Annotated in this window: 19 protein-coding genes and 1 tRNA gene; 12 read left to right on the top strand and 8 right to left on the bottom strand. The window is 72.4% G+C overall.

All coding sequences use genetic code 11. From position 1 onward, the window contains the following. The first annotated feature begins 146 nt into the window (after positions 1-146). Entirely contained in the window at positions 147-1,046 is a 900-nt protein-coding gene (locus EST54_RS20155) for a LysR family transcriptional regulator (protein ID WP_129249032.1), read from the top strand. Between the two features lie 54 nt (positions 1,047-1,100). Here the strand turns inward: EST54_RS20155 and EST54_RS20160 are convergent, their stop codons facing one another. Then, positions 1,101-2,525, bottom strand: a complete 1,425-nt coding sequence (locus EST54_RS20160) for a protein kinase domain-containing protein (RefSeq protein WP_129249033.1) — start codon at positions 2,523-2,525, stop codon at positions 1,101-1,103. A 228-nt stretch (positions 2,526-2,753) separates the two neighbouring features. On the opposite strand from EST54_RS20160, the gene EST54_RS20165 reads away from it, so the two are divergent. Then, positions 2,754-3,545, top strand: a complete 792-nt coding sequence (locus tag EST54_RS20165; protein ID WP_244942570.1) for a bestrophin-like domain — start codon at positions 2,754-2,756, stop codon at positions 3,543-3,545. Between the two features lie 85 nt (positions 3,546-3,630). On the opposite strand, the gene EST54_RS20170 is transcribed toward EST54_RS20165, so the two are convergent. Further along, on the bottom strand, positions 3,631-4,134 hold the full coding sequence (locus EST54_RS20170; RefSeq protein ID WP_129249034.1) for a hypothetical protein: 504 nt from the start codon (positions 4,132-4,134) through the stop codon (positions 3,631-3,633). 51 nt (positions 4,135-4,185) lie between these two features. Then, positions 4,186-4,377 (bottom strand): hypothetical protein, encoded by a 192-nt coding sequence (locus tag EST54_RS20175; protein WP_129249035.1) that lies wholly within the window; start codon positions 4,375-4,377, stop codon positions 4,186-4,188. A gap of 64 nt (positions 4,378-4,441) precedes the next feature. Between EST54_RS20175 and EST54_RS20180 the strand changes: the two genes are divergently transcribed. Both EST54_RS20180 and EST54_RS20185 read left to right on the top strand, forming a co-directional pair. Further along, positions 4,442-5,083, top strand: coding sequence for an HAD family hydrolase (locus EST54_RS20180; protein WP_129249036.1), 642 nt, complete (start codon positions 4,442-4,444; stop codon positions 5,081-5,083). 105 nt (positions 5,084-5,188) lie between these two features. Continuing rightward, positions 5,189-5,572: a helix-turn-helix domain-containing protein gene (locus EST54_RS20185; protein ID WP_239013768.1), complete on the top strand. Its 384-nt coding sequence runs from the start codon at positions 5,189-5,191 to the stop codon at positions 5,570-5,572. 87 nt (positions 5,573-5,659) lie between these two features. On the opposite strand, the gene EST54_RS20190 is transcribed toward EST54_RS20185, so the two are convergent. Continuing rightward, positions 5,660-5,734 (bottom strand) — tRNA-Val (locus tag EST54_RS20190). 140 nt (positions 5,735-5,874) lie between these two features. Between EST54_RS20190 and EST54_RS20195 the strand changes: the two genes are divergently transcribed. The 7 genes from EST54_RS20195 (at position 5,875) to EST54_RS20230 (ending at position 12,445) form a co-directional block, all read left to right on the top strand. Beyond that, positions 5,875-7,263 carry a coiled-coil domain-containing protein gene (locus EST54_RS20195; protein ID WP_129249037.1) on the top strand — a complete coding sequence of 463 codons (1,389 nt, stop codon included), beginning with the start codon at positions 5,875-5,877 and terminating at the stop codon, positions 7,261-7,263. 242 nt (positions 7,264-7,505) lie between these two features. After that, complete coding sequence (locus EST54_RS20200; RefSeq protein ID WP_239013767.1) at positions 7,506-8,276, top strand: DUF4383 domain-containing protein; 771 nt, start codon at positions 7,506-7,508, stop codon at positions 8,274-8,276. A 22-nt stretch (positions 8,277-8,298) separates the two neighbouring features. After that, on the top strand, positions 8,299-9,003 hold the full coding sequence (locus EST54_RS20205; RefSeq protein WP_129249038.1) for a FadR/GntR family transcriptional regulator: 705 nt from the start codon (positions 8,299-8,301) through the stop codon (positions 9,001-9,003). Between the two features lie 183 nt (positions 9,004-9,186). After that, entirely contained in the window at positions 9,187-10,332 is a 1,146-nt protein-coding gene (gene dgoD / locus EST54_RS20210) for a galactonate dehydratase (RefSeq protein WP_129249039.1), read from the top strand. A 217-nt stretch (positions 10,333-10,549) separates the two neighbouring features. Further along, complete coding sequence (locus EST54_RS20220; protein WP_129249041.1) at positions 10,550-11,170, top strand: bifunctional 4-hydroxy-2-oxoglutarate aldolase/2-dehydro-3-deoxy-phosphogluconate aldolase; 621 nt, start codon at positions 10,550-10,552, stop codon at positions 11,168-11,170. After that, positions 11,167-12,198, top strand: coding sequence for a sugar kinase (locus tag EST54_RS20225; protein ID WP_129249052.1), 1,032 nt, complete (start codon positions 11,167-11,169; stop codon positions 12,196-12,198). The genes EST54_RS20220 and EST54_RS20225 overlap by 4 nt, the downstream gene beginning before the upstream one ends. A gap of 25 nt (positions 12,199-12,223) precedes the next feature. Continuing rightward, a complete protein-coding gene (locus tag EST54_RS20230; protein ID WP_129249042.1) occupies positions 12,224-12,445 on the top strand; it encodes an FmdB family zinc ribbon protein in 222 nt (73 codons plus the stop codon). Positions 12,446-12,492: 47 nt separating this feature from the next. Here the strand turns inward: EST54_RS20230 and EST54_RS20235 are convergent, their stop codons facing one another. From EST54_RS20235 to EST54_RS20250, 4 genes are all read right to left on the bottom strand, one after another. Continuing rightward, positions 12,493-13,116: an O-methyltransferase gene (locus EST54_RS20235; RefSeq protein ID WP_174857476.1), complete on the bottom strand. Its 624-nt coding sequence runs from the start codon at positions 13,114-13,116 to the stop codon at positions 12,493-12,495. Positions 13,117-13,228: 112 nt separating this feature from the next. Next, the gene (locus EST54_RS20240) at positions 13,229-14,119 is read right to left on the bottom strand and encodes an HAD family hydrolase (RefSeq protein WP_372448275.1); all 891 of its coding nucleotides are present in this window, start codon (positions 14,117-14,119) and stop codon (positions 13,229-13,231) included. Continuing rightward, positions 14,119-16,635: a phosphoribosyltransferase gene (locus EST54_RS20245; RefSeq protein ID WP_129249044.1), complete on the bottom strand. Its 2,517-nt coding sequence runs from the start codon at positions 16,633-16,635 to the stop codon at positions 14,119-14,121. The genes EST54_RS20240 and EST54_RS20245 overlap by 1 nt, the downstream gene beginning before the upstream one ends. Before the next feature lie 44 nt (positions 16,636-16,679). Further along, positions 16,680-17,852 (bottom strand): HpcH/HpaI aldolase/citrate lyase family protein, encoded by a 1,173-nt coding sequence (locus EST54_RS20250; RefSeq protein ID WP_129249045.1) that lies wholly within the window; start codon positions 17,850-17,852, stop codon positions 16,680-16,682. Positions 17,853-18,069: 217 nt separating this feature from the next. Here EST54_RS20250 and EST54_RS34895 point away from each other — a divergent pair. Beyond that, positions 18,070-18,988: TerD family protein (locus EST54_RS34895; protein WP_174857475.1), on the top strand; the 919-nt coding region annotated here is incomplete at its 3' end.

Consider the following 18,988-nt stretch of genomic DNA (forward strand, 5'->3'; position numbering starts at 1 on the left):
AGGCGCCGCCGATTCGCTCGGCCCGCCCGTTCCGGATGAGCCCGCAGGGCGTATTGCCGACGTTAGGCACGGCCCCACCATTCACGCAATCGCAATTTATAGAACAAATCGTTGCCCGAAGAGCAATACCTTTCTATGCTGAGCGCATGCTGAACAGTCCGGCTCTTGAGTACTTCCTTGAGGTGGTTCGCACCGGCTCGGTCAATGAGGCATCCAGGCGACTCCTGGTCGCGGGCTCGGCCATCAGCCGGCAAATCGGCAAACTTGAGCAGGAAATCGGCGTCCCGCTGTTCGAGCGCCGGCCGCGCGGAATGGTGCCCAGTGAGGCCGGTGCCCTTTTGGCGGCCTATGCGCGCCGCGCCGCTCTGGAAACCGATCAGGTACTCGCGGAGATCCGCGGCCGCGGCCGGCTGGGGACCGTCGTCCGGGTGGCGAGTTCCCAGGGAGCCGCGCAGGAATTCCTTCCGCACGCCATGGCCGCCTTCCGCAAGGAGAATCCGGGCACCACCTTCCACATGCCCGTGGTGAGCCCGTCATTGACCACGCAAATGGTCCAGGACGGCTCGGTCGATCTGGCCGTTACCTTCAGCCTCGCGCCCACTCCCGACGTCCGCGTCATCCACGCCCAACGGGCCCCGATCCAGGCCATGGTCAGATCCGATCACCCGCTCGCGCAGCGGGACGAAATCCATCTGCACGATCTGCTCCCCTATCCGGTCGCCCTCACCGAAGAAGGCACCACGAACCGGCGCCTCTTCGACCTGTGCTGCTCGACCGAGGGAATCAGCTTCGAACCCCTGCTGGTCAGTTCAAGCTCCAGCGCCCTGTCCAACTTCGTCAAAGAGGCGAATGCCGTTTCACTGATCGGCCACATCACCGTGCACGAAAGGCTGCGCAGAGAGGGGCTGAAGGCCATCTCCATCCGCAACCCGGAAATGCATCTGCGCACCATCCAGATCCAGGCCATGGCAGGCCGTCAACTACCGGCCGTCGTGGACGCATTCGCCGACCACCTGATCCACCGGCTCGCGGAGATCGAGGTGTAGGAACACGGGGCACGGCCGCTCTCCCCCGCGGCACAGCGGCCCGCCGCGCGAGCCCTACCGGACGGCCGCCACCCGGACCATACGGGTCAGCTTCCGCTCCGCCAGGAACGTACCCAGCGGGAGCCAGGCCGCCAGCACGACCAGGATCTTCGTCCCGGCGGACAGCCTGAGCCGGAACGAAAGACGGACGGCGGCGATCACGTACAGGATCAGGAGGAAACCGTTGATCACAGCAATGGGGGACAGCCCCGCCGGCTCACCGGCCGCCGCCCCCCAGGTCACCAGGGTCAGCACACCGCTGGCGTAGGCCGTGGCCCGGAACCCCAGCAGCGCGCCCCGCCCGACCGGCGCTCCGCCGGCCCGCGGTACGGCGCCCTCCCGGGCGGGCGGCGCGCTCACCGTACTCGCGCGAGCCGGGCCCGGCGGCCGGAAGGCGGGTGCCGTCGCGGCCTCGGCCGTAACGGGCCCGCCCGAGCCGGAGGCACGTACGGTCGGCCCCTCCGCAGCTTCCGTCCGGCCCGGAGATGCCACCGGAGCTGCGGCGTCGAGCGGGGCTGGGGCGCCGACCGGGACTCCGGCGTCGACCGGAGGTGCAGCCTCGACCGGAGGTGCGGCCTCGACCGGGCCCGGAGCTTCGCCCCATCCCGAATCCTCCCCCGGCACCGACCCGAGCCCCAGCGCCATGGCCGCAATATCCGCCGCCCGGGGCCGTTCCGCCGGCTCCTTGGACAGACATGCCGCGATCAACGGCCGTACCCCCGGCGGCAGTCCGCTCAGCACCGGCGGCTCGTGCACCACACGGAAGAGCAGCGCATGCGTCGACCCGTCCCCGAACGGCCCCCGCCCCGTCGCGGCGAACGTCAGCACCGAACCGAGCGAGAAGATGTCCGACGGCTCCCCCACCTCCCGCCCCACGGCCTGCTCGGGGGACATATAGGCGGGGGTGCCCAGCACCGTCCCGGTCACCGTCAGCGCCGTACCGCTGTCGTCCTCCAGGGCCTTGGAGATCCCGAAGTCGATGACCCGCGGCCCGTCGTCCAGGAGCAGCACATTCGACGGCTTCAGATCGCGGTGCACCAGCCCCGTGCCGTGGAACGCCTGCAGCGCTTCGGCCAGTCCCGCGGCCAGCTGCCGCAACGCCGCCTCGTCCAGCGGCCCGTGCGCCGCCACCTGCTCCGCCAGCGAGGGACCCGGGACGTACTGACTGGCCACCCAGGGCGTCGCCGCGTCCGGGTCGGCGTCCACCACGGGAGCCGTCCAGAAGCCGCCCGCCTTCATCGCCAGCTCGACCTCCCGCCGGAACCGCCTGCGGAAGCCCGGGTCCTTGGCGATCTCGGCCCGTACGAGCTTCACGGCGACCCGCCGCCCCGAACCGGACTCGCCCAGGTACACCTGCCCCATACCGCCGGCCCCGAGCCGGGCCCGCAATCGGTACGGACCGACCACCACCGGGTCTTCGGCGCTCAGTGGCTCTGGCATCGCTCGCTCCCCCAAACGTGGTACGCGCGGCGCACTCTACCCAAGGCGTCCCGCGCCCTCCCGGCAGGGAGAACGACCCCGGCACCACGGGAGTACCACCCCGGCCGGACAGACACCCTGGCCCGGACGGGCCACCCCCACCGCACCTGGGCGTGTCCGCAGGCCGGTGCGTTCGTTGGCCACCGCGCCGGTGGTGGCGGGTGTGGGGTACGTCAGGAGCGTGGAGCAGTGGCCCGTTGGATCGTGATGAACTTCCCGCCCGTGTTGCTGCTGGCGGGGCTCATCGTCGTTATTGGCGGCGGGACAGCAGTCGTCCAGGTGATTGTCCGGCACAGCTTCCCTCGCCTCAGGCAGGGCAAGCACAACGAGGTCGCACAGTTCCTCTTTCCCGTTGTCGCCGTTGTCTACGGATTCCTCATCGGGTTCATGGTCCTCGTGCTCTGGGGCCAGGTGAACTCGGCAGACCAGACGACGCGGGCCGAGGGCGCCGCGGCAGTGCAGCTGGCCAGGGGCCTCAATGTGTTCAGCAAGGCCGAGAGCGCACGGATCCGGCAGAGCCTGCTGGAGTACGCACGCGCGGCGGCGGCCGAGTGGCCCCGCGCCGTGGTCGGCCGTACCACGCCCGAGGCCGAGAATGCGCTGAACCGCCTGCACCGCACGTACGCGGGCGTCAAGCCGCACAACGATTCCCAACGAGCCTTCCTCACCGGCTCGCTCGCGTCCCTGAGGGAATTGACCGGCGCACGCACGGTACGACTGCTCCAGGCACGCACCAACACCGGCCCACCCCTGTCCTTGTGGATGGTGATCTTTCTGAACACTGGACTGGTTCTCGGGTTCTCCGTCATCTTCGGCTCCGAGCAGACCCGGATGCACTACGGGATGGTCGGGGCGGTGAGCGCCCTCGTTGCCGCCAACCTCTTCCTCGTCACCGAACTCGCCTATCCCTACCTCGGCGAACTTTCCTCGTCACCGGAGCCACTGAACGCGGTGATCCAGGTCCTGTCGTCGCCTCAGTAGCCCGGAGATCCCCAGGTCAGCGCCACCCACGTGCGAGCTCACGTGCTGAGACTGTGCAGAGCGCGGGAGGGAGCAACCTGCAGCACTACCCGAAGGTCGAGATAGCGGGGGATGTCCAGAAGGTCACAGTCGGCCCATAGGAGCCGTCCTCCTCGTCGCTCACCTCGACGGTGATCTCCCGGTCGGGGTAGCGCGCGGACAGGATCCCCTGCCAACACTCCCCCAGAGCCAGCGCGAGTTGCGGCAGTTCCTCCCCGAGCTGATCGTCATCCGTCAGGGGGGTATTTCTGAACATATCCCACAACTCGACATGGTTGGCCACGCCTTCGATACGTCGCCGATCGTCGCCGAGATTCGCGAACCAGTCGTCGACAGTGCCCTGGCTGAAGCGCTCCTTGAGGAACACGCAACCGCGGTACTCGACCGTCTCGGGGCAGAACAGCCAGGCTGCGGCCAGGACGAAACGCAGGCCGCCCTCGAAGTCGAGGTAGTTGCCCGGTGAGAGGTCCTCGTCCTTCCAGTCGGTGCGCCACCGCCTGAAGAACGCCGGGAGCTCACGCTCGGACCACGCCGGTTTGCTGCTGCTCACGGCATCTCCCAGATGCTCCGCTCTCACAGCGGAGGAGAACCTGAAGCGGATTCAGGAAATCGACGAGGCGCGGGGAGATGCAGGTGAGCCGCCACCCGTGGCGGCGGCCCACGCGGCGAGAAGCCGTTCGTGCTCGACCTGTTCGTCGGTGAAGAGAGTGCGGCCCGCCCGCGCGGCCATGAACGCCCGTATCCGCTCGTTCGCCTGCTCGATGGTGGCGGCAGGGGCGCAGGTGGTCACCATGTCTCGAATCGTACGGCTGGGTGCTGACATACGCACACAGGTTGCCGAACCGTAGGCTTCTCGCATGATCCGTGCAGTGGCATTCGATGTTGGCGAGACCCTCATCAGCGATGACCGCGGGTGGGGCTCGTGGGCCGACTGGCTCGGCGTCAACCGGCACACGCTGTCGGCCCTGGTCGGGGCGGTCGTTGCGCAGGGCCGGGACAACACGGACGCGCTGCGGCTCGTTCGGCCGGGCATCGATGTGAAGGCGGAACGGGCTGCGATGGAGCGGGCCGGCCGGGGCGAAGTCCTGAACGAGTCCGACCTGTACCCGGACGTTCGGCCGTCGCTCGCCGCGCTCCGGGCGCGCGGCGTCCGTGTGGTGGTGGCGGGCAACCAAACAGCGCGCGCTGGCGAGTTGCTGCGCGCTCTCGACCTGCCGGTGGATGCGCTGGCCACGTCAGGGGAGTGGGGGGTGGCGAAGCCTGCACCCGAGTTCTTCAAACGCACTGTCGAGCTGGCTAGCGTCCCGGCTGAGGAGGTGCTGTACGTCGGCGACCACCCGCAGAACGACGTCATTCCGGCGCGCGCCGCTGGCCTTCGGGCAGCCCACTTGTGTCGCGGGCCGCTCGGGCATCTGTGGGCGGACAGCGAGGACGCGCGGGCCGCGGAATGGCAGGTGGGGAGCCTCGCCGAGCTGGTCGATGTGCTGCGGTCCGAGTGAGCGAACTGCACGGCCCCACCCACGCGATGGGGCGGGGCCGTTTCTGTTCTCGGACCGTGACGGAACGGGTACCGTTCGGAGTGGCTGCACCGAACGGAGACTGGTATGCCCAGCATTGTGTATCGCGGGGTAGGCCCCCGCATCGCCTACGAACGGCGCATCTCCGGCCTCACCCAAGCCGACCTGGCGCGCTCCGCCGGTATCGCCCTGGGCACCATCCGAAAGATCGAGCGTGGTGAGCGCGGCGTGTCCGATGCTGTTCTGGACGCCATCGCCGACGCGCTCGACATCGACCCGGCTCGGCTGCTGCCCGACAAGGAGCGCCCGGACGATCGCGCGCACCAGTCCATGCCGGGACTCTCGTCGGTCCTCGCTGCCTACGACGTCCCGGAAGGCGGACCGTTCCGGCCGCTGCCGGCCCTCGCGGCCGAGCGGCGCTCCGGCTTCTCCATCGAGTTGGGGCGGGCACAGCCGGCCCGCCTGTTGTAGCGCCGGCGATGGCGTCCGGAGCAGGGACTGCCGTCGAGATCTACCGTCAACGCCCCCGTGGAGGGGTCTCCGCGGGGGCGTTTTCGCTGGTGGGCACAACAGGATTCGAACCTGTGACATCTGCTTTGTAAGAGCAGCGCTCTACCGCTGAGCTATGCGCCCTGGCCGAGCCGACAGACTACCTTGCCTTCGGGGCTGGGCTGCACACCAGTGTGCGGAGGGCGAACTTACCGGTCGGGGTGTTCGTTCCGGTGAGTGGGACAATGACATTCGGCCTGGGGCGATGCGAGCGGGAGAGGGAAGTGACGGCGACAGAAGCGCAGCCGCATGAGCAGCGAGGACGCCGTCGCGCCCGTGGGGGGCCGGTCCGGGATGTGGTGGCGCTCGCGCTCTTGCCGCTGCCGTTGCTGGCCGCGCTGGCGCCGATGGCGTTCGCGGGCGGGGGGACCCGTCGCTGGTTCGGGCGCGGGGAGGGCCAGCGGGCCGATGCGCAGGCCGCGAAGGATGCCGCGGCGGAGGCGTTCTACGAGCTGGACACCGCGCAGCGGGATCTGCGGATCTCCCTGGAGACGATCACCGCCGTGGACAGCTCGCCGGCCGCACGGAAGGCCGCGGAGGATTACGCGGGCTTCGGCCGGCGGATCGACGAGGTGAGCCAGGGCTACATCACCGCGGTCGACTCACACGATCTGGACCGCGACGATCTGGACGGCGCCGCCATCGCGCGGGCGCGGGCCGATCTGACGCGGGCCAAGGAGGAGCTGAACCGCGTCAAGGGTGAGCTCGACCGGTTCGCGCAGGGGCTCGGGCCGCTGCTGCAGTCCGCCGAGACGCAGCTGGCGCGGCTGGCCCCGTCCGTGGAGCGGGCCCGGCAGGCGCTGCTCGCGGCGAGCAACGGGCTGGATGCGGTGCGTGCCCAGGGGCTGCGGGCGGACGATCTTGCGGGCCGGCTGGCGGCGCTCGGGCCGGAGCTGACCAAGCTCAATCAGGGCGCCGGGCAGCACGGCGTCCAGGAGACGATCCGGCGGGCCGACGAGGTGCTGCGCAAGGCGGAGGCCGTACGGGCCGAGGCCGAGCGGCTGCCGGGCAGGGCTGCGGAGATCGACAAGCGGCTGGTGTCGTTGCGGACCCGGGCGCAGGCGATCACCACGCGTGCGGGCAAGGTCGACCCGGTCCTCAGCGAGCTGCGGCGGCGGTACAGCGCGGCGTGCTGGCAGGACCTGCAGCAGGTGCCGGAGCAGGCCGCGCAGTCCGTCCGGCAGGCCGAGACGAAGCTGCGGGAGGCGCAGCAGGCGCGTGAGGAGCAGCGCTGGGCGGATGCCACGAGCCTGCTGGCGACCGTACGGGCGCTGCTGGACACCGTCGACGAGGCGGTGTCGGCGGCCGGTGACCGGCTGCAGCGGCTCGATGCGGTGTCGTTCGACCGGCAGAAGGAGATCGACCGGACGCGCTTCGCGATCCGCGACGCCCAGCGGCTGGCGATGACCGGGCGCAGCACCCCCGACCCGCGGCACGCAGGCCCCCTGGACGACGCGGTGGCGCGGCTGGAGCGCGCGGTCGCGGGCCTGGAGGGGCGGCATCCCGACTGGTGGCACTTCCTGACCGAGACCGACGCCGTCCGGCAGACGGCGGCCCGGGTGGTGCAGGAGATCAGGGACGCCAGGGGCGGGGCGGGGGCCGGCGGCGGCTGAGATGGCCCGGGCCCGCGGCGTCGCGGGGCGGCCGGCCGGCTTCTAGGGCCGGGGTGCGACCCGCCCCGGGGCGGCCCGGATCGCCCCGGCCCGGGGCTCCGGTGGCGCTGAGGGCGGTCTCCGGCGGCTTTCCTCCGGAAAGTGAACAATCCGCGCCGTCCCGGCGATGGCGTGATCTGTGGCGTGGGCGGATCCTGGAGAGGCACGGCTCAGACGGCACCTCTGCGCGAAGGAGGCCGGACATGGCTACTGGGGTTACCGGCCAGCCCCTCCACGGGCCCGCGAATCCGTTCCACCGGGTGAAGGCACGGCACACCCGCCTCGATGAGCACCTGCCCGTGGACCATCGGCTCAGCCAGGTCTACCGTGTCGGCGCGGGGCTGATGGGCCTGGTGCTGATCGCCTTCGGCATCCTCGGACTCACCCACCACATCGGCTACTTCGACACCGGCGGCGACACCGTGGCCGGGCTGAACACCAACGGCACCCTGAGCGTGCTCTCGATCGTCGTCGGCGCGATCCTCTTCCTCGGCATGGTGATCGGCGGGAACTTCGCCTCGACCCTCAACATCGTGTTCGGCGGGCTGTTCCTGCTGAGCGGGTTCGTGAACCTGGCGCTGCTGCAGACCGATGCCAACTTCCTCGCCTTCCGGCTCCAGAACGTCCTCTTCAGCTTCCTGGTGGGGCTGATGCTGCTGGTCTTCGGGATGTACGGACGGGTCAGCGGCGGCCTCCCGCACGACAATCCGTATTGGCGGGCCCGGCACCCGGAGGAAGCGGAACGGTTCGACCGCGGACAGCTGGTACCCGTCTCCGGTATGACGGCCGCGCGGCAGGCGGCGCGGGTCAGGATGCAGGGCGCCTCCCATGCGGGGCGCGGTTCGTTCGGCGCCGGCACGAGCGGGAGCAGACGGCGCAGCGTCACGTCCTCCGGCACGGGCGCGCTCGGCAGCGGCCGGGACACCGGCGCGGGCTCGGGCACGGGGTCCGGCACCGGCCGCAAGAAGTCCTGAGCCGGGGCGGGGCGGCAGCACGATGAGCCGTCACGGGCACGCCGCGTCCGTCACCGGGCACGGGGTGCACAACGTGGCGGTCGAAGCGCTCGCCACCCGGATCCTCAAGGGCACCTACGGGGAGGGCGACAGCCTGGTCATGCCGGAGGTGATGGCGGAGCTGGAGGTGAGCCAGACCGTCCTGCGCGAGGCGGTCAAGGTGCTGACCACCAAAGGGATCCTCGGCACCGATACGAAGCGCGGCACGTTCGTGCGGCCCAGGGAGGACTGGAATCTTCTCGACGCGGACGTGCTGCGCTGGAAGCTCGCGGCCGGGGTCTCCTCCGATTTCTTCGCCGATGTGCTCGAACTGCGCCGTTCCATCGAGCCCGCGGCGGCCGCGCTCGCCGCGGAGCGCCGTACCGATGACGATCTGGCGGCCCTGGACGCCGCGCTGAGCGCGATGGCCGCGAGCGCGGGCGACCCGGTGATGCTCGTGCGCGCCGACGCGTCCTTCCACACCGCCATGCTGATCGCGTCCAACAACCGCTTCTATGCGCAGATGCACCGGGTGATCGTGCCGGTCCTCGTCCAGCGCGACCGGGAGGTGCTCGCCGCGGCCGGGGCGCTCGCGCCGCCGCACGCGGTCCATGCCGCGGTCGTCGGGGCCGTACGGAACAGGGACGTCGACGGCGCCTACATGGCGATGCTCGAACTGCTCGATCTGTCCGCGCGGGAGCATCCGTAACACTGCGGGGAATCCCCGGGCGGCGGCCGTTACGGCGCGGACGCCGGTGGGCAGGACACCGCGAGGCACTGCGCACGAGCGGCTGACGCCGCACGAACCCGACGCCGTCCGCGGCACGGGCCCGGGCGGGAGGCCGCACACCGCACGCCAGGTGCCGCACGCCGAAAGGACGGGCCGGTCCGCATGAAGATCAGCCGCATCGAGACCTTCCTCGCCCCGCCGCGCTGGATGTTCGTACGGGTGGAGACCGATGAGGGCGTCGTCGGCTGGGGTGAGCCGGTGGTCGAGGGGCGGGCCGAGCCGGTCCGGGCGGCCGTGGAGGTGCTGTCCGAATACCTCCTGGGCCAGGATCCGGCACGTATCGAGGACCACTGGCAGGTCATGACCAAGGGCGGCTTCTACCGGGGCGGGCCGGTCCTCTCGTCCGCCGTCGCCGGCCTGGACCAGGCGCTGTGGGACATCAAGGGGAAGCGGCACGGGGTCCCCGTCCATCAGCTGCTGGGCGGCCCGGTCCGCGAGAAGATCCGCGCCTACGCCTGGGTCGGCGGCGACGAGCCGCATGCCCTGCGCGACGCGGTCACCGCACAGATCGAGGCCGGTTTCACCGCCGTCAAGATGAACGGCTGCGGCCGGATGACGCCGGTGGCGACCCGCGCCGAGATACGGGCATGCCTGCTGCGCGCCGAGACCGCGCGCGAAGTCCTCGGCGACGAACGGGACTTCGGCCTCGATTTCCACGGGCGGGTCTCGCCCGCCAACGCCCGCCGGCTGCTCCCGCTGCTGGCCGACTACGCGCCGATGTTCGTGGAGGAGCCCGTGCTCTGCGACCATCTGCATGCCCTCCCCGACCTCGTCAATGCCTCCGGCATCCCGCTGGCACTCGGTGAACGCCTCTTCACCCGACGGGAGTTCCTGGCTCCGCTTCAGGCCGGCGTCGCGATCGTCCAGCCCGATGTCTCGCATGCGGGCGGCATCTCCGAGCTGCGCCGGATCGCCGCGCTCGCGGAGGTCTACGGGGCGCAGCTCGCCCCGCACTGCCCGCTGGGTCCGGTCGCGCTGGCCGCCAGCCTCCAAGTCGCCTTCACCACCCCGAACTTCCTCATCCAGGAGCAGTCCCTCGGGATCCACTACCACCAAGGCGCCGAGCTGCTGGACTACGTCACGGATCCGGAGCCGTTCCGCTTCCACGGCGGGTCGCTGCTGCGGACCGACCGCCCCGGCCTCGGGGTGGACGTGGACGAGGGCGCCGTACGGGCGGCGGATGCGCGGGGGCACGCGTGGCGGAATCCGGTGTGGCGTCACGAGGACGGCGCGTTCGCCGAATGGTGACGGGGCGGACCGGGTGGAGACGGCGGGCCGGAGGGTGACGGCGGGCCGGAGGGTGACGGCTGGCCGGATGGTGACGGCTGGCCGGATGGTGACGGGCGGTGGTGACTTGGCCCCGCCGCCCGGCCAGAGCGGAAATAATTGACGGTGTCACCCGCGCGCCTGCGCGACCCGGTCGCGCGGCACACGCGGCGGGGTGCGGGAGAAAGCAGGAAACGCTATGGACCTCAGCACGGCGCTCCGGACCGAGCGGCTGGTGGCCATCATCCGGGGCAGGGATGCGGAAGCGTCCTTCCGCACGGTCATGGCGCTTGCGGAGGCAGGCCTTTTGCTGGTCGAGATCTCGCTCAGCGGGCAGGACGCCCTCACCGTCATCCGGCGGGCGCGCGTCGAGCTCGGCGACGCGGCCTGGCTCGGCGCCGGCACCGTCCAGACGGCCGCCGACGCCCGGCGGGCCGCCGAAGCCGGGGCGAACCTCATCGTCACGCCCGGTCTCGGGGCCGGTCTGGAGGAGTCCGTACGCCAGGGGCTGCCGACGCTCGCCGGGGTGCTGACGCCGTCCGAGGTGATCGCGGCCGAGGCGCTGGGCGTCTCCGCCCTGAAGCTGTTCCCGGCGTCGGTGGGCGGGCCGTCGTATCTGGCGGCGCTCCGCGGGCCCTTCCCCGAGCCGGCATTCGTGCCGGTCGGCGGGGTGGACCTGACCACCGCGCAGGAGTACTTCGACGCGGGGGCGGTGGCGGTGGGCGTCGGTTCCCCGCTGATCGGGGACGCGGCGGACGGGGGCGATCTGGACGAGCTGCGCAAGCGGGCGGCGGAGTTCCAGGCGGCGTGCGCACGATGACGGGGCAGCCGACGCCCGGGGCCGGCGCCGTCCGGCCGCGGCTTCCCCGGCAACCGGGCCGCCCGGACGTCTTCACCTTCGGCGAGACCATGGTCGCCCTGCGCGGCGGCGGCCCGCTGAAGCTCGGCGGCACGCTCCAGGTCTCCATCGCCGGCGCGGAGAGCAATGTCGCCATCGGCCTGGCGCGGCTCGGGCACGACGTCCGCTGGGCGGGCGCGGTCGGCGCGGACGAGGCCGGGCAGCTGGTGCTGCGTACGCTGCGCGCCGAGGGCGTCGAGGTGTCCGGCGCCTCGACGGACCCCGAGGCCCCGACCGGGCTGCTGTGGACCGAGCCGCGGCTGCCCGACGTCACGCGGGTGCACTACTACCGCACGGGGTCGGCCGGCTCACGGCTCACGGCGGACCTGGTCCGGGGCGCCTTCTCCGCCGCCCCGCCGCGCGTCCTGCATCTGACGGGCATCACCCCGTCCCTGAGCCCCACGGCCCGGCGGGCTGCCCGTCAGGTCTTCCCCCTCGCCCGGGAATGCGGCTCGCTGGTCTGCCTCGATGTCAACTTCCGCGCCCGGCTGTGGACCGCCGCGGAAGCCACCGCGGTCCTGCGCGCCTGGGTCCCGTTCGTCGACGTCCTGATCGCCTCCGATGACGAGCTGCCGCTGTGCCTGCCCGGAGGTACGGATACGGAGGGCGAACGGCCGTCCCTCGCCGCGCAGGCCGGACTCCTGCTGGACCTGGGCGTCGGCGAGGTCGTGGTCACGCTCGGCGCGGAGGGGGCGACGGCCTTCACCCGCGGCGGCCGTGTGCACCGGCCCGCCCCCTCGGTACGGGCCGTGGACGCCGTGGGCGCCGGCGATGCCTTCGTGGCGGGCTATCTGTCGGCGCTGCTGGACGGCGAGGAGCCGGCCGGGCGGCTGGCGCGGGGCGTCACCACCGGCGCGTTCGCGGTCGCCTCCGCCGGCGACTGGGAAGGCGCCCCGACCCGCGCGGAACTGGGCATGCTGGACGCGCCGCCCGGCACCGTCGTGCGCTGAGCGGCGCCACGGCTAATCTGTGCTCATGCCTCGTTATGAATACCGGTGCCGCCCCTGTGACACCACCTTCGAGCTGAACCGGCCGATGGCCGAGTCCTCCGCCCCGGCGGTCTGCCCCCGCGGCCACGAGGACACCGTGAAGCTTCTCTCCACGGTCGCCGTCGGCGGTTCCGCCGCCGCCCCGGCCCCCGCCCCCGCGCCGCGCGCTGCGGGCGGCGGCTGCTGCGGAGGCGGCGGCTGCGGCTAGGCGCCGCGGCCGACTACGGGCGGGTGGCAGTGCCGGGCCCGAGACCGCTAACGCTTGCGGGCCAGCGTCAGGCCGTCCGCCACGGTGAGCAGCACCGCTTCCATCCGCTGGTCCGCCGCGACGTGGTCGTTGAACGCCCTGATGGCCAGGGCCGAACCGGTGGCCGCCGGGTCGATGACGTCACCCTGGTAGAGGACGTTGTCCGCGACGATCAGACCGCCCGGCCGCATCCGGGGCACCAGCTCCTCCCAGTAGGAGACGTAGCCGCTCTTGTCCGCGTCGAGGTAGGCGAGATCGATCCGCGGCTCGTCCGGCAGCGCCCGCAGGGTCTCCAGCGCGGGCGCGATCCGCAGCTGGATGCGGTCCGCGACCCCGGCCCGCTCCCAGGCCTCCCGGGCGTAGGCCGTCCACTCCTCCGACACGTCGCAGGCGAGCAGGGTGCCGTCCGCGGGCAGTGCCTGGGCCATCGACAGGGCCGAAAAGCCGGTGAAGGTGCCCACTTCGACGATCCGCCGGGCCCCGATCAGCCGCACCAGGAACGCCAGCAGCGGACCCTGCTCCTGGGCCGACTGCATCACCGCCGCCTCGGGGAACACGCGATGGGTGAGCTCGACGATGTCCCGCTGTGCGTCGTTCAGCGGCGGATTGTGGGCGAGGACGTAGTCGTACATCTCCGCGGTGATCTGCGTGCTCTTGGACTCAGCCACTGACTCTCCTCTTGATCAAGGATCGCGGTCCCGATGGGTCATGGCCGGGCCCGCGCCCTGCCCCATCGGACAGACCCTAGCCGAGGCCGTCGTGCCCCACCGCCCGGTCCGGGGAAGCGGCACGGAGGAAGGCGCGGACGATGTGCTCGCCCGCGGCGACCCCGCGGGCATCCAGCGCCGTGACGTGGGGGGCGGACCAGCCGGTCGCCGCCAGTTCGCCGTGTCCGGGCCGCCATCCGCGGTCGGCGGCCTGCAACAGATCGGCGTCGAGCAGGGAGTCACCGGCCGCGAGGATCTCGGCGGCGCCCGTGCGGCGGGCCACCTCCGCCACGGCGGCGCTCTTGGTCAGCGGCCGCGGTACGGCGTAGATCTTGCGGCCCTGGAGGGACACCGTCCAGCCGCGCTCCGCCGCCCAGCCGGCGAGGTCCTTCACCCAAGTGTCCGGCAACAGCGGCCGCTCCACGACGAGATAGGCGAAGAGGTCCTCGGCGACCCGCTCCTTGCGCAGCCAGGCCGGGTCGGCGGTGCGGACGAGATGGGCGCGGACCTCGGCCAGGGGCGCGCACCGCGCGGCGATCCGCTCGTCGACGGTGCGCCGCCAGTCCGGGTCCGGCTCGCCCCGGACGAGCAGCTGCCCACCGTTGGCGCAGATGGCGAACTCCGGTGCCGGTCCGGGGAGATGGATGCGGCCGTACTGGGCGCGGGTGCGGGTGGTGGTGGGCACGAAGGTGGTGCGGCCGGCGAGTTCGGCGAGCAGCCCGGCGGCCGTCTCGGTCAGGTAGGACAGCGGCTTGCGCTCGTACGTCTCGACGCACAGCAGCCGGGGGGCTTCGGCGTCGGGCATGGCGAGGTCCAGCGCCGCGGCCGAATAGATCAGGGTGCGGTCGAGGTCGCTGGCGACCAAAAGAGGGGCAGCGCGCAGCGCTTCCGGGGAAGGGTGGTGGTGGGCGAGGGGCCGGCCGCTCATCAGGAGGCCACCGCCTTGCCGTCGGCCCCGGTGGCCCCGCGGGTGAAGCGGGGGTGGATCAACCCCACGCAGGTGTAGGGCAGTTGGTCGACCTCTTCGACGGGGACGCCGCGCTGTTCCGCCAGGAGGCGCACATGCGCGAGATCGGCCCCCGCGCCCCGCCGGGCCAGGATCTTCCAGGGGACCCGGCGCAGCAGGACGCGGGTGGTCTCCCCGACACCGGGTTTGACCAGATTGACGTCGTGGATGCCGTACTCCTCGCTGATCCGCCGGACGGCCGCCCAGCCCTCCCAGGTGGGTGTCCGGTCCGCGGCGGCCAGCTCCTTCACCTCCGCGGCGACCTCCTCGGCGACCTCGTCGAAGCGCGCGGCGACCGTGTCCAGGAACGTCCCGGACAGATCGGCCGCGGCCAGTTCGCGGTAGAACTTCGCGCCGTGGAAGTCGTCCGGGCCCACCAGGTCCGCGCGCAGGACGGTGCGCGATATGAGGCCGGAGACGGTGGAGTTGAGGCAGGCGGACGGGATGAGGAAGTCGTCGCGGGTGCCGTAGGTCTCGACGCAGCCGCCGGGGTCGGCGAGCACGACCATCCGCGGATCGAAGCCCGGGAAGTCCGCCAGTGCCCGGTCGAGTTCACGGGTGATGGCGCCCTTGCCGGTCCAGCCGTCCACGAAGACGACGTCCGCCGGATCGTGCCGGGCGGCCAGCCAGCGCAGCGCCGTGGTGTCGATGCCCCGGCCGCGGACGATCGAGACCGCGTAGTGCGGCAGCTCCCGCCCGTGGACGTGCCGGGCCCAGCGGCGCATCAGCACCCCGACGGGGGTGCCGGCGCGGGCCAGCGAGACCAGTACGGGGCGCGGGCCGCGTTCGGCGAGCACGGTCTCGGTGACGGTCCCGACGGCCCGCGCGATCCGGCTCGCCGAGGCCTGCAGCGCGCTGTGGAACAGCGCCTGGTACTCCTGGCTCGGCTGGAATTCGACGGGCAGCGACTCCGCGTAGTGGGCGCCGCCGCGCTGGATCGCCTCCTCGCGTTCCTCGGTCGGCGCTTCCAGGGAGACGCCGGAGAGGTCCTGGAGCAGCCAGCCGACCTCGTCGGCCGCGTAGGAGGAGAAGGCGGGGCCGCGCAGCGGCTCGGGGAGGGGCATGGATCCGGCCTCCGGCGGCGGCGTGTACGAGGGGAGGACGGCGAGCAGCAGCCGGTCGGTGTGCGCGGCGAGACGGTGCAGCAGACCGCCGGCGGCGTGCAGTTCGGGGCGGTCGCCGGGCGCGTCCACGACGGCCACGATGGCGTCGAAGCGGCGTTCCGGGGCGGAGCCGGGCGCGACGTTGTAGGCGTAGCGCTCCCCCGGCCCGTCGGCCGGGCCGTCATGGGCGGGGAAGGACAGCCGGGTGCGGATCGCGTACCCGGGGTCGTCCACGGCGAGCACCGGCGAGCGGGTGGTGGTGGAGAAGAAGACGCCCGCGCCGGTGCCGTCGGCGGGTGCCGGGGCGGCGTCGCCGTGCTCCGCGGTGACCAGCGCGTCCAGCGCCCCGGCGATCCGCAGCGGCGCGTACATCAACTCCTCGTTGCCGAGGACGAGGACGCGGCGCGCGCCGTCCAGGTGCCGTGCGAGCCGGGCCGCCATGGCGGGCAGCCCGGCCTCCAGCCGCTCGCGGTGCGCGGGGGTGAAGCCGTGCCGCCCGCCGTCCGGCAGACCGGCGGGCCAGCCGAGGTCGACCCGTACGGCGGGCGCACCGCCGGCGGCGGGTGCGCCCGACGTGTCCGCCGGCCGGGGCCCGTCCTGGGGCGCTCCGTCGGGGCCGGGCGTCCCTGCCGCGCGGGCCTCGTGCCGGGCGACGAGGTCCTGGCCGCGGGAGAGCACATCGTCGGGGAGGCGGACGCCGCCCGCGGCCAGCGCCACGAGGTCGACCCGGGCGCCCAGCTCCGCCGCGCACTTCTCCAGACGGCTGCGGTCCTCGTCGGAGCGCATGTCCACCAGGGCGACGACCACGTACCGCTCGCGCGGGAAGTGCGCGTGCAGCGCCCGGATGGTGTTCAGCACGGTCCGGCCGGTGGAGAACTCGTCGTCGACGAGCACCAGCGGTCCGTCCCCGGCCAGGAGTGCGCGGTCCTGCGGGAGCAGCAGATGCGAGGTGGCGTGGCTGTGCTCCTCCTCGAAGCCGCCCACCTGCGCCACGCCCGCCACCGGCCGGCGGGTGGAGTGCAGATACGGCGCCAGCGCCAGGCCGTCGGCCACCGAATGTCCCAGGCCGGTGGCGGTCTCGGCGTAGCCCAGGACGACGGAGCGGGCGGCGGCCTCCTCGCCCAGCAGCTGCCGCACCCGGCGTCCCAGGCCGAGGCCGGCGCCATGGACCACGTCCGGCCGCTGCGGCACGTGCTTGCCGAGCACGTTCGACACGAGCAGATGGGCCCGCTTGGGGTTGCGCCGCAGCGCCAGCCCGAGCAGTTCCGGCAGCTCGTCCCCGCCGCTCAGCGAGACCCCGAGCCGACCGGCGACCCATTCTCCCGTCCAGACCACGCGCTGTGTCTCCTTGGTCGTACCGTCATGTCGTGCGGCGCCGGTCACGTCGGCACCACGCTCGCCGTCAGCAGCTCCACGAACCCGATGCCCTCCCCGGCGACGCCGAACGCCTCGGCGCGCAGCAGGGTCCGCTCGGCCCAGGCCCGGTGCGGTTTCACCTCGTTCATCTTGTTCGTGTACGCGGAGCGCAGGACTCCGCCGGCGCCCCGCTCGGGCCGCAGGATGTCGACCGCGTCGCTGAACTCCTCGTGGCTGACGACCGAGAGGGCGTGCACCGGTGCGACGTGCGAGGGGTGGATGCAGGTCTTGCCCTGCAGACCGTTGGCGCGGTCGAGTTCGATCTCCCGCAGCAGACCGTCCATGTCGTGCTCGATCAGGGCCGTCCGCAGTTCCTCGGCCCGCCCGAGGAACGGGCTGCGCCGCAGCTGCGGCTTGAACATCCGCTCCTGCAGCCGGAAGTACTCCCACACCGGGCCGGTGACCGTGAAGCCCGTACCGTCCGCCCGTCCCAGCACATTGACCACGTCGGATATCACGGACGCGACGATCCGGACGTCGTACGCCGTCATGTCGGGAGCGCGGCGCAGTCCGTAGGCCGAGCAGAAGTCGGTGACGCCGAGGCGCAGGGCGAGCACCCGGTCCCGGTACTTGTCGACGGACCTGGCGATCCCTTGCAGGGTCTCGGCGCGGCTCTCCAGATGCAGCAGCTGCGGGGATTCCAGCACCGGCATCGCGAACAGCCGCCGGTCGCTTGCGGACTCGGCCGCGGTCAGCGCCTCAAGGAACGGGATGCCGCTTTCCTCGGTGAATTTCGGAAGTACAAATCCAGACAGCCTGTGCACGGCGGGTCCCATCCGCCGCACCAGGTCCGGTATCTGGCCGGGGGCACGGACCCGGATGAACAGCAGCGGAAGGGACGTTCCCGCGGCGGCCGCCTCGTCGAGCAGGGCGAGCTGGCGCACGAGGTTCTCCTCGCCGGCCTCGACGTCCCCGTCCCCTATGGAGTCCTCCAGGCACAGCACCATGGACAGCACGCCACGCCCGGCCTGCTTGAGGACGTCGGCGGCGAGCTGCGGGCGGGTGGCGGGGCTGTAGAGCGTGGCGCCCAGGGCGACCGCGAGCGTGCGGGCCGGGGAATCGGCGGTGAACTCCACCGGCTCCTGGTGGAACAGTGCCTTCCGAACGTCGGGCGCTAGGTGCCCAAAATGCTGCATAGAACTCCCCGTATACCTGCGGGACCCGGGCCCCCCGCGGCGGCTCGCTGTCTGGATCCAGCCGGTAATCGTACGTGTGTGGGGGTGTGGATGGTTCCCGCGTGCGTGAAAATCACGTAACCCACGCGAGGCGCCCGGGTGTCCGCCGGCCGGGCCGTTCGCGGCTCACGGGGCCCCCGCGTTGTCCCTGCGACCTGAGGGAAGGCAGGATTGCGGCATGACGCACGCGATGCTGAAAGGGTCGAACGTACCCCTCGATGCCACGGCTGTCCGGGCCGTCCTGCGCTGGACGCCCGGCGCCGGCGCGCCCGATGTCGATGCCTCGGCCCTGCTGGTGGGACCCGGGGGACGCGTGCGCTCCGACGAGGACTTCGTGTTCTACAACCAGCCCCGCCACCCCAGCGGCCTGGTGCGGCATCTGCCCAAGACGCAGGTCGACGAGGCGCTGACCGACACCATCGAGGCGGATCTGGCGGCACTGGACCCCTCGGTGGACCGGGTCGTCCTGGCCGCGTCCTCGGACGGCGGGCCGTTCGCGGGCGTGACGGATCTGCGGGTCCTGCTGTACGACGCGGCGGCGAGCGACGGCGAGCCGCTCGCGGTCTTCGACGTGGTACCCGAGACGGGCGACGAGACGGCCCTGATCTGCGGGGAGTTGTACCGCCGCGGCGAGGCCTGGAAGTTCCGCGCCCTGGGGCAGGGGTACGCCAGCGGCCTGGTCGGCCTGGCGACCGAGTTCGGCATCTCGGTGGACGAGAACGAACCGGCCGCGGCACCCACCGACGCCCCGGAGGCGACGGCACCGGAGCCGGAGAAGCCCGGCACGGAGCCCGCGGCTGCCGACATCCCGTCCCCCCGCAGCGAGCCCGGCCCGTCGGCGGGTGCCGACGGCTCCCCCGCGACCCCGCCGCCCAGCACCTGGCCCGAGGAGGCCTCCGGCCCGCCGTCCGCGGCGGATCCGCAGACCGCCGCGGCGTCGGACCCCGACGCGGTCACCCAGCATGTGCCGGAGGGGATGCCGGAGCCGTTCTCGTCCGCACCGCTGCCGCCGGCCGGCGCCCCGCCGGCCCCTCCCGCGCCCACCGGCGGCGGCTACGGCTACCCGCAGAACGTGCCGCCCCCGCCGACGCAGCCCC

Origin of the sequence: Streptomyces sioyaensis (genome assembly GCF_004122735.1) — a bacterium.
Classification (GTDB): Bacteria; Actinomycetota; Actinomycetes; order Streptomycetales; family Streptomycetaceae; genus Streptomyces; species Streptomyces sioyaensis.

Excerpts from the sequence above, each read along its gene's own strand:
- EST54_RS20200 (WP_239013767.1), top strand. The coding sequence starts at position 7,506 with ATGGCTACTGGGGTTACCGGCCAGCCCCTCCACGGGCCCGCGAATCCG.
- EST54_RS20160 (WP_129249033.1), bottom strand. The coding sequence starts at position 2,525 with ATGCCAGAGCCACTGAGCGCCGAAGACCCGGTGGTGGTCGGTCCGTAC.
- EST54_RS20235 (WP_174857476.1), bottom strand. The coding sequence starts at position 13,116 with ATGTACGACTACGTCCTCGCCCACAATCCGCCGCTGAACGACGCACAG.
- EST54_RS20250 (WP_129249045.1), bottom strand. The coding sequence starts at position 17,852 with ATGCAGCATTTTGGGCACCTAGCGCCCGACGTTCGGAAGGCACTGTTC.
- EST54_RS20240 (WP_372448275.1), bottom strand. The coding sequence starts at position 14,119 with ATGAGCGGCCGGCCCCTCGCCCACCACCACCCTTCCCCGGAAGCGCTG.
- EST54_RS20220 (WP_129249041.1), top strand. The coding sequence starts at position 10,550 with ATGGACCTCAGCACGGCGCTCCGGACCGAGCGGCTGGTGGCCATCATC.
- EST54_RS20155 (WP_129249032.1), top strand. The coding sequence starts at position 147 with ATGCTGAACAGTCCGGCTCTTGAGTACTTCCTTGAGGTGGTTCGCACC.
- EST54_RS20205 (WP_129249038.1), top strand. The coding sequence starts at position 8,299 with ATGAGCCGTCACGGGCACGCCGCGTCCGTCACCGGGCACGGGGTGCAC.
- EST54_RS20185 (WP_239013768.1), top strand. The coding sequence starts at position 5,189 with ATGCCCAGCATTGTGTATCGCGGGGTAGGCCCCCGCATCGCCTACGAA.
- EST54_RS20180 (WP_129249036.1), top strand. The coding sequence starts at position 4,442 with ATGATCCGTGCAGTGGCATTCGATGTTGGCGAGACCCTCATCAGCGAT.
- EST54_RS20230 (WP_129249042.1), top strand. The coding sequence starts at position 12,224 with ATGCCTCGTTATGAATACCGGTGCCGCCCCTGTGACACCACCTTCGAG.
- EST54_RS20225 (WP_129249052.1), top strand. The coding sequence starts at position 11,167 with ATGACGGGGCAGCCGACGCCCGGGGCCGGCGCCGTCCGGCCGCGGCTT.
- dgoD (WP_129249039.1), top strand. The coding sequence starts at position 9,187 with ATGAAGATCAGCCGCATCGAGACCTTCCTCGCCCCGCCGCGCTGGATG.
- EST54_RS20175 (WP_129249035.1), bottom strand. The coding sequence starts at position 4,377 with ATGGTGACCACCTGCGCCCCTGCCGCCACCATCGAGCAGGCGAACGAG.